Source organism: Myxococcus vastator, from assembly GCF_010894475.1.
In the GTDB taxonomy this organism is placed as follows: Bacteria; Myxococcota; Myxococcia; order Myxococcales; family Myxococcaceae; genus Myxococcus; species Myxococcus vastator.
The window spans coordinates 1-8,369 of the sequence record NZ_JAAIYB010000379.1 but is presented as its reverse complement, the minus strand read 5'-3'; the positions used below and the strand labels follow the sequence as shown (position 1 = coordinate 8,369).

The window sequence follows — 8,369 nt, the reverse complement described above, 5'->3', positions numbered from 1 at the left end:
AGGGGGGCCTGGGCGGCGCGGTGCGGGGGGCCTCCCCAGTGCGCTGTGTCCGCCAAGAAGGCCGTCACGAGCGGCCGTCATGGAATGGCCTTCGTCCAGACGGGGGGTTATGAGCGGACGTTCCATGTCTCTCGTCGAAGGTTCGAAGGTCCGCTACCTCCCGCAGCCCGAATGGGGTGTGGGGCATCTGTTGTCGCTGCAGGAGGAGGGCGCCAAGGCGCTCGTCGCCTTCCCCGCCCGGGAAGACGCCCCGGTGCTGGTGTCCACCAAGGGGGGCGCCCTGGTGCAGTACCCGCTGCCTCCCGGTGAGCCGGTCATCACCTACAAGGGGCGCCTGGCGCTGGTGGTGCGCGAGGAGCCGGGGGCGCGCGGCCTGCGCCGCTACGTGCTGCGCTACGTGGAAACCGACGAGGAGGACGAGCTCCCCGAGTCCTCGCTGCGCGCGCTGCCGCCCCGCTCCGACCTGCTGTCCACCCTGCGCGAGGGCCGCGTGGGCGAGGCGCGGGCCTTCACGCTGCGCAAGCAGGCGCTGGTGCTGGACGACGAGCGCCGCTGTGACGCGCTGGGCGCGCTGCTGGCCAGCCGCATCATGGTGAAGCCGCACCAGGTGGGCGTGGTGCAGCGCGTGTTGTCCGCCAGCCGGCCGCGCTTCGTGCTGGCGGACGAGGTGGGCCTGGGCAAGACGATTGAGGCGGGCATGGTGTTCAGCGCGCTGCGCCTGTCCGGACTGGCGCGCCGCTGCCTGGTGGTGGCGCCCAGCCACCTCACCGTGCAGTGGCTGGTGGAGCTGTTCCACAAGTTCAACCAGCTCTTCACGCTGATGGATTCGGACCGCTACGCGCAGTCCCTGAAGGAAGCGCCGGAGGTGTCTCCCTGGGCGCGCTTCCCGCTGGTCGTGACGAGCCTGGAGTTGCTCCAGCGCAGCGAGGAGCACCGCCGCGCGCTGGCCGGTGAAGACGCCTTCTGGGACCTGGTCATCATCGACGAGGCGCACCATCTCAAGGGCGAGCGCGCCTTCGAGGCCGCGCAGGTGCTGGCGAGGAACACGTGGGGCCTCTTGCTGCTCACCGCCACGCCCATGCAGTTGGACCCGGCGGAGTACCACGGCCTGCTCACCCTCATCGACGCGGCCACGGCGCCCACCGTCGCGGGCTTCGAGGAGCGCCTCAAGCGCCAGGAGGAGCTGTCCGCCGCGGTGCGCGCGCTGATGGAGGGGGGCAAGCCGTCCGCGGCGGTGCAGGTGCTGGCGAAGCGCTTCCCCGAGGACGCGAAGCTGTCCACGCTGAAGGACCGGGACGCGCTGCTGCAACACCTGGCGGAGACGTACAGCCTGAGCGACAGGCTGGTGCGCAACCGCCGCGCGGTGGTGGGCGGCTTCTCCACGCGCCGGCTGCACCGCCACCCGGTGACGCTGCCCGCCGAGGAGCTGAAGGTCCGCGACGCCGCGCTGGCGGTGCTCGCCGGGGCCAGCCTGCGCGGCGCGCCGCTGGGCAACGTGCTGCGCCGGCTGGAGTCCAGCCCCGCCGCCTTCGCGGGCGCCGTGCGCGCCAACCCCGTGTTCAAGGGCCACACGGAGGCGCTGCGGCTCGCGTCGCGCGACGCGAAGTTCGGCGCCTTCCTGGGCGTGCTCCGCGGCGTCTGGACGTCGGAGCCTGGGGCGAAGGTGCTCGTCTTCACGGAGAGCCGCGACACGCTGGACGCGCTCCAGGCCGAGTTGGGCCGCGAGGGCGTGGAGGCGCTGGGCTACCACGGGGATTTGCCCCTGGTGGAGCGCGACCGGCAGGTGGCGCGCTTCCGCGACCCGGAGGGGCCCAGGGTGCTGCTGTGCACCGAGGTCGGCGGCGAGGGCCGCAACTTCCAGTTCGCGCACCACCTGGTGCACTACGACCTGCCCTGGAGCCCGGCCACGGTGGAGCAGCGCATTGGCCGCCTGGACCGCATTGGCCAGACGCACCCGGTGGAGATTCACGTCTTCGACCCTGCGGGCACGCTGGCCTCCGACGTGCTGATGCTGCTGGCGGACGCGGTGGGCGTCTTCGGCGAGACGGTGGGCGGCCTGGACGCGGTGCTGGAAGAGGTGGAGGCGCGGCTGGCCGAGCTGGCGCTGATGCCGCGCGAGGCCCGCATGGCCTACGCGCAGGAGCTGAAGGCCCGCGTGGAGGCGGCGCGCGCGCAGGTGAAGCGCGCCTATGACCCGCTCCTGGACGTGCGCAGCTTCGACCGGCCCGCGGTGGAGCGCCTGGTGAAGCGCGCCCAGGAGCGCATGGGCATCGAGGCCGACGAGGACGGTGAGGCGGGGGCGTCCGGCGTGGAGGATGGCCTGTGGGGCATCGCGCGCGACCTGGACGAGCGGCTGGAGGAGACGGTGACGGAGCTGGCGCGCCGGGTGGGCATCGGCGTGGACACCGACGAGCAGGTGGAGGCCTTCCAGGTGGCCTTCCAGTTCGGCCACGCGCTGAAGGTGGACGGGCTGCCGGGCATCGACGTGATGGAGGACCACACGCGGCTGGGCACCTTCTGGCGCGACACCGCGGTGGAGGCGGAGGAGCTGGAGTACTTCGCCACCGGCCACCCGCTGGTGGAGGCGCTCTTCGGCTTCCTGCGGGACGGCCCCTACGGGCGCAGCGCCTTCCGCTTCATCGAGCGGCGCGGCCCCCAGAAGGGGCGCGGCGTGGAGCTGCTCTTCCACGCCCAGCTGCCGGAGCCGGAGGACACGTCCCCGGGCGCCCGGGTGCCCAGCCGCCAGCTGGCGCGCTTCCTGGAACGCACGCTGCTGCACGTGGCCGTGGTGGACGGCGCCGGGGGCCCCAAGGCCGACACCGCGCTGCTGCCCGCGCTGGAGACGGAGGGACGCTCGCTCAAGGGGGACGAGGTGGCGCGCGCCTTCCCGGGCTTCGCGGACTTCGTGGACGCGGCGGTACCCGTGGGCCAGCAGGCCGCCGAGGCGGAGCTGGCGAAGCTGGCCACCCGGGCGCGCAAGGCCATTGAAGCCGAGCGCGACGCCGCCGTGGCCCGCCTGCGCCTGTCCCTGGGACACCAGGGCCTCTCCACCGAGGCCGTGGAGGCGCAGCTGGAGGCGGAGCGTGGCCACTACGCCCGGTTGCTGGACGCGCTGGCGGGCGCCAAGGTGGTGCTCGACTCCGCCTGCGGCTTCGTCCTCAACCGCTGAGGCGCCCCGTCAATTGTCCGCCTGTGGACGCGCGATGCCGTGTTGCAAGGACTTCATGAATTACGGCTTTTGTTCTCTGAGTGAAATCGCGCGTCTTCAGCCTGGCGGGCCATTTGACCGATTCCTCAATCAACGAGAAATAGGATGGTGGAGGCTCGTATGATCCACCGAGGCACCCCACGTACACGACGTCAGTCGGGACAGGCCGCGGTGGAAGCGGCGCTGACCCTTCCCCTGGTGGTGTTCCTGGTCCTGGGGACGCTGCAGCTCTTCATGATGCTCCAGGCCCGCATCCTGGCGCAGGTGGCCGCGTACCGGGCGGTGCGCGCGGGCAGCATCAACCACGGCAACTGCCTGCCGATGATGCACGCGGCGCTGGTGACGATGCTGCCCACGGTGGCGCGCACGGACAGCGCGGAGACCCTGGCGGCGGCCTTTTCCCCGCGGCGTCACAACCACTTCCGGGTGCGCAGCTCCTACGGGCGCGACTTCAACGAGCCGTTGGTTGAAATCGTCCGGGAGTCGCCGGATGCGGGCTGGGCGCAGGCGCTGACGGGCGGCGAGGACCTGCTCTTCGACCAGCCCACGGACAACGCGGGGGCGCTGCGGGCCCGCACGTTGGAGATACGCATGGTGGCCTGGTACTACATGCGCATCCCCTTCGCGAACTGGGTGATGAGCCGCATGCTGCTGGCCCACTTCCGGCTCCGGCGCTACACGGCGGCCAACCCGCTGATGCCGGTGCAGCGCCGCTCCGCGTGGTGGGGTGAGACGAGCGCCTCGCTGGGACGCGACGGCTGGCCCGGCGGCGATTTGGGCACCCGCATGGTGCGCTGGAGCGACGAGGGGCACTTCGTGTTCCCCATCCAGGTCAACGCGGCCATGCGGATGATGACGCCCGTCATGGCCGAGCACTTCATGGGAGGTCCCGCGTGCAATCTCCACGGCTCGTGAGGCACTCGCGGCGAGGTCAGGCGCTGGTGCTGTTCGCGCTGACGCTGCTGCTGCTGGCGTTGATGGTGCTGATGACACTGGGCTTCGGCATGCGCGCCAAGGAGCGCGTCGAAATCCAGATGGCCGCGGACGCGGCCGCCTACAGCCAGGCGGTGGCCACCGCGCGCGCCTTCAACGCCATCGCGGTGATGAACCGCGCCCAGGTGGCGCACATGGTGGCCATGGCCGGCACCCAGTCGCTCATCAGCCACAGCAGCCAGGCCTACGCGGCGCACGACGTGGCCTGCCCCGGCGCCATTCCACCGCCGGTGTGGTTCGCCGCGGACGCGGCCGCCGCCACGCAGGTGCAGCAGCTCCAGGGGCGGGCCGGCAACATGTTCCGGGGTGGGCTCAACATCTACGGCAAGCTGCTCAGCGAGCACATCGCGGGGCAGGAGCTCACCCGGCGCGTCGCGCAGGCGGTCAACCCGGAGCTCCAGGCGCCCGCCGCGGGCGCGGCCAAGAGCTTCTCCGAGCTCAACGGGGGCAACGACGTCCCCGAGCGCGACGCGGTCATCGCGTCCATCAAGGCGGGGACCTACAGCTGCGGCGTGGGGGACGGGACGCTGTGCCCTTCGGGCGGCGGCAGCCCCGCGCTCAACGCCACCATGGGGAGCATGGGGTGGACGTGGGTCCACAACCGGCCGGGAGGCACCGCCAGCTTCGGCACCGGCGGCGCCGCCGTCTCCACCGCGTTCCGCCGCTACGGCTCGGTGGCGCAGATGGACCCCTCGTCGTACCACACCGTGTCGGGCCGCAACTCGACGGCGCATGACCACGGGCGCGTCGTCATCCCCACGCGCTGCCCCACCGCGCCCTCGGCGCCGCCCATCGCGACGGATGCGTGGGTGATGTCCGACGAGGAGCAGACGCACGAGGACCAGCATGTCTACGGCGCGCGCCTGCCCCCGGGCCAGGCGCCGGAGGACGGCACGCCGCCCTACGAAACGCACACGCTGGGCGCCTGCGTCGTGTGCCCCGGCATCTGGCCCTACTCCATTGGCTACAACGTGGAAGAGCTGCACGCCGGCGCGGCCAACCACTACGGCCAGCCCAAGCTGTACAGCCTGCTGTACCGGGACTACGCGAGCGCGGCGCGCCGGGCCCGCCCGGACCCTTGGAACCTCTTCTTCCGCTTCCGCTTCGCGGGGACTGAAACAGAGTTCGACAACAGCAGCCCGCTGGGCCGCATCCGCCCCACGGGCCGCGAGGACGTGCACCGCAACCAGGTGGCCCTCTCCGCGGGGCAGGTCTACTACCACCGGCCCGCGGGGCAGGGGGGCGGGTGGCGCGAGCCCCCCAACTTCCTCAACCCCTTCTGGCGCGCCACGCTGGTGAGCGCGGAGGGCGCCCGGGATGACCGGCCCGCGGACAGCTTGTCCGCCGCGGGCTTCTCCGGGCACGCGCGGGCGCTGCGCGAGCTGCACTCCGTGGGCTACCGGGGCGGTGGCCCCAGCGAGAGGAGCTACTGACATGAGGGCTCGCCACGCACGAGGCCAGTCGTTGGTGGAGACGGCGCTGGGGACGATGGTGTTCGTCACCATCCTGCTCTTCGGCATCTACTTCGCCGAGGTGGGCGCGCTGACGCTCAAGGTGCAGGAGGCCGCCAACTTCGCGCTGTGGAACGCCACCGGCCGCGTGATGCACGACCCGCGGGACAACGAATGGGGCCGGCGGGGCACGGTGCTCGCCGCCGAGGCGGAGGCCAACGGCCGCTACGTGGACTTCGACGGACGTCGGCGCATGGGCGGCACGGGCGTGGCCGTCCAGCAGGCCATTGCCCGCGCGCAGCCCATCCAGGTGGATTGCCGCCCGGAGCTTCCCGGGGGCGTACCAGGGCTCACCATGGCGGACGCCGACCCGAGCCTGGCCGGCACCATCGCCATGGGGACGCAGGGCATGGGGTGCACCGCGTCCTCGCGCATTCGCGGCGTCCGGATTGGCCGCTATCTGGAGGATGGCCGGGAGGGGTTCTTCCAGGTGGCCCAGCGCCGGGCCGCGGATGCCTTCACGGTGTGCGCCGCCGGGCGCGCCTCGGGTGGCCGCTGCACGGCGCGCTTCGGCATGCTGCTGGATGACTGGGGCCTGGGCACCGCGGCGGAGGGCCGCTCCTGCGCGCTCAACACCGATGGCGCGAGCCGGTGCGCCAACCCGGACTACTACGAGTGGACGCAGCGCGTGTACCGGGCCAACGGCGCGGGTGGCAACGCCGGCTCCGCGCTGGCGGCGCTCACCGGCTCGGACGGCGTCAACGAGGACCAGTTCTTCATGAGCTTCCGCGGCGCGGAGGCCAACTACGAGGAGAACCTCGGCGCCACGCACGCTGGCGGCCAGACGCGCTGGGAGGTGACGCCCTTCGACGCGCCCAACATCCGCTCACACAACGTGGGCCGGGCGAACCACTGGCTCGGGGTGCCGCGGTGACGTGGCGCCGGGGGCTGCTCGTCACGGCGTGCCTGCTCGGCGCGGCGCCCGTGGCGGCCCAGGGCACGGCGGCGAGCAAGGCACCCGCCACGGCTCCGGCCCCGCCCGAGGCTGCCTCCCGGCCCCGCTTCGCCTGGCCCCGCGTGCAGGTCATCGACACCGTCCAGGCGAATGAAATCGTCGAGGCCGGGGGCATCCCCGTCGCCCTGCGCGCCGTGCACGCGAAGGAGCGGATGGATGACCTGGTGCAGCGCTTCGCGGACGCCTTCCTCCAGGCGGGCCTGCACGTGCCGCCGGGGCATGAGCAGCCGCAGCTCGCCAGCGGCGCGGTGATGCTCACCGCCATCGACGGGCACCGGGGCATCACCTACACCGTCATCTTCCAGCCGCGGCCGGACCGCACCACGATGATGTACCTGGGTGAGGCCAACCACGCCCTGCGCAGGGACCCAGCGGCGGCGGGGGACTTCGCGCCCATGCCGCCCCAGGCCAGCCAGGTGCTGCGCGTCAACAGCGAGAGCTCCCGGACGCTCGCCTTCCACGTCCCCCTGTCCGGCGAGGCCGTGGACGCCTTCTACGCCCAGGCGCTCACGCGCGCGGGCTGGCGGCTGGAGGAGGGGGAGACGTCCTTCTACGTGCGCCCGGGCGAAGAGCTGCGCGTGGTCCACGAGCCGGGCGAGGCCCACCAGCGGGCCGTGGTGCTGGTGTACCGCGGCGGACGGAGCGCGCCGCCGCCGCCGCCCGGGCCCGCCGCCACGCCTCGCTGAAGCCCCACGCCGCTCAGGCGCGCAGCTTGTCGCGCAGCGCCTTGGCGCGGCCCTGCATGTCCGGGTCCATGCTCGTCAGCTCGACGGACTTCAGGCGCTGGTCCAGGCTCTGCGGCACCTTGGTCTTCAGCTTGCCTTCCTCCCCGAGCAGCTCCAGCTTCGCCAACGCCTTGTCGACGATGCGCTCGCGCGGGTGGTCCAGCAGGCTGTCGAGGAAGTACGCGTCCTCGGGCAGCTCCGGGTACTTCTCCAGGTAGTCCACCACGGCCTTCACCCAGTCGGCGCGCGTGTCGGACTCCGTGACTTTCTGCATGGCCTGCTTCTGGGCCTTGCGCTTGCCTTCAGGGTCGAACGTCTTCGCCAGCCCCTCGGGCAGCTCGCCGCCGGTGAAGAGCGCGTCCGCGGCGGCCTTGTACTTCTGGTAGCTCGCGCTGCGCTCCAGCTTCTGCTGCGCGGGGTCGTCCTGGCGGGAGGTGTACTTGCTGCCCTTGCCCCGCCCCGCGTCGATTTCGCGCCAGCTCTTGGAGCGCTTTTTTTCGTCGGCCATCCTTCATCTCTCCTTGCGAGCGCCCCACAGCGCCGCCAGTCCGCGATGGACGAGGCGCCGCACCACCTCCAGTTCCTGGGAGGACAGGGGCTGCTCCTCGTCCTGCTCCGCCTCGAAGAGCGCCTCGTCCGCGTGGTCCTTCAGCGGCTGAGGCACTGGCGGGGCCTCCGTGTCCGCCTCCAGCACCGCCGGATTGATGGACGTGAGTCCCGGCGGCCAGCCCAACTCCAGCATGGCGTACAGCTCGAGGAGCAGGTGGCGGGCGACGCCATATCCTTCGTCCGTGAGCGCCGCCGCGTCAAGCGCGCCCAGCAGCGCGTCCTGCCGGTTTTCGAAGGCATGGGTGAGGCGCGTGCGCGTCTTCTCGTCGTCCTCCAGGTAACGCCAGGCGGCCTCCACGAATTCGCCCGAGGGCGTCCCCGGGTGGAAGGGCGCGGGCGCGGCGGCCTTCACCTTCTTCGGGCGGGGC

Annotated in this window: 6 protein-coding genes and 1 pseudogene; 5 read left to right on the top strand and 2 right to left on the bottom strand. The window is 72.2% G+C overall.

The genetic code is table 11. The features are described 5' to 3' along the window. Positions 1 to 124: 124 nt before the first annotated feature. The 5 genes from G4D87_RS28755 to G4D87_RS28735 all read left to right on the top strand — a co-directional run bounded on the left by G4D87_RS28755 (position 125) and on the right by G4D87_RS28735 (position 7,353). Entirely contained in the window at positions 125 to 3,169 is a 3,045-nt protein-coding gene (locus tag G4D87_RS28755) for a helicase-related protein (RefSeq protein WP_205507760.1), read from the top strand. Between the two features lie 144 nt (positions 3,170 to 3,313). Then, positions 3,314 to 4,123 (top strand): TadE/TadG family type IV pilus assembly protein, encoded by an 810-nt coding sequence (locus G4D87_RS28750; RefSeq protein WP_163785906.1) that lies wholly within the window; start codon positions 3,314 to 3,316, stop codon positions 4,121 to 4,123. Beyond that, entirely contained in the window at positions 4,102 to 5,634 is a 1,533-nt protein-coding gene (locus tag G4D87_RS28745) for a pilus assembly protein (protein ID WP_163785905.1), read from the top strand. Before G4D87_RS28750 ends, G4D87_RS28745 begins: the two co-directional genes overlap by 22 nt. Position 5,635: 1 nt before the next feature. After that, on the top strand, positions 5,636 to 6,586 hold the full coding sequence (locus G4D87_RS28740) for a hypothetical protein (protein WP_205507759.1): 951 nt from the start codon (positions 5,636 to 5,638) through the stop codon (positions 6,584 to 6,586). Next, on the top strand, positions 6,583 to 7,353 hold the full coding sequence (locus tag G4D87_RS28735) for a hypothetical protein (protein WP_163785903.1): 771 nt from the start codon (positions 6,583 to 6,585) through the stop codon (positions 7,351 to 7,353). Before G4D87_RS28740 ends, G4D87_RS28735 begins: the two co-directional genes overlap by 4 nt. Positions 7,354 to 7,366: 13 nt before the next feature. Here G4D87_RS28735 and G4D87_RS28730 read toward each other — a convergent pair whose 3' ends face one another. Together G4D87_RS28730 and G4D87_RS28725 are read right to left on the bottom strand one after the other, a co-directional pair. Next, positions 7,367 to 7,900 carry a hypothetical protein gene (locus G4D87_RS28730; RefSeq protein ID WP_163785902.1) on the bottom strand — a complete coding sequence of 178 codons (534 nt, stop codon included), beginning with the start codon at positions 7,898 to 7,900 and terminating at the stop codon, positions 7,367 to 7,369. A 3-nt stretch (positions 7,901 to 7,903) separates the two neighbouring features. Then, a pseudogene (locus G4D87_RS28725) lies at positions 7,904 to 8,369 on the bottom strand (hypothetical protein); the annotation flags it as partial.

Excerpts from the sequence above, each read along its gene's own strand:
- G4D87_RS28730 (WP_163785902.1), bottom strand. The coding sequence starts at position 7,900 with ATGGCCGACGAAAAAAAGCGCTCCAAGAGCTGGCGCGAAATCGACGCG.
- G4D87_RS28740 (WP_205507759.1), top strand. The coding sequence starts at position 5,636 with ATGAGGGCTCGCCACGCACGAGGCCAGTCGTTGGTGGAGACGGCGCTG.
- G4D87_RS28755 (WP_205507760.1), top strand. The coding sequence starts at position 125 with ATGTCTCTCGTCGAAGGTTCGAAGGTCCGCTACCTCCCGCAGCCCGAA.
- G4D87_RS28750 (WP_163785906.1), top strand. The coding sequence starts at position 3,314 with ATGGTGGAGGCTCGTATGATCCACCGAGGCACCCCACGTACACGACGT.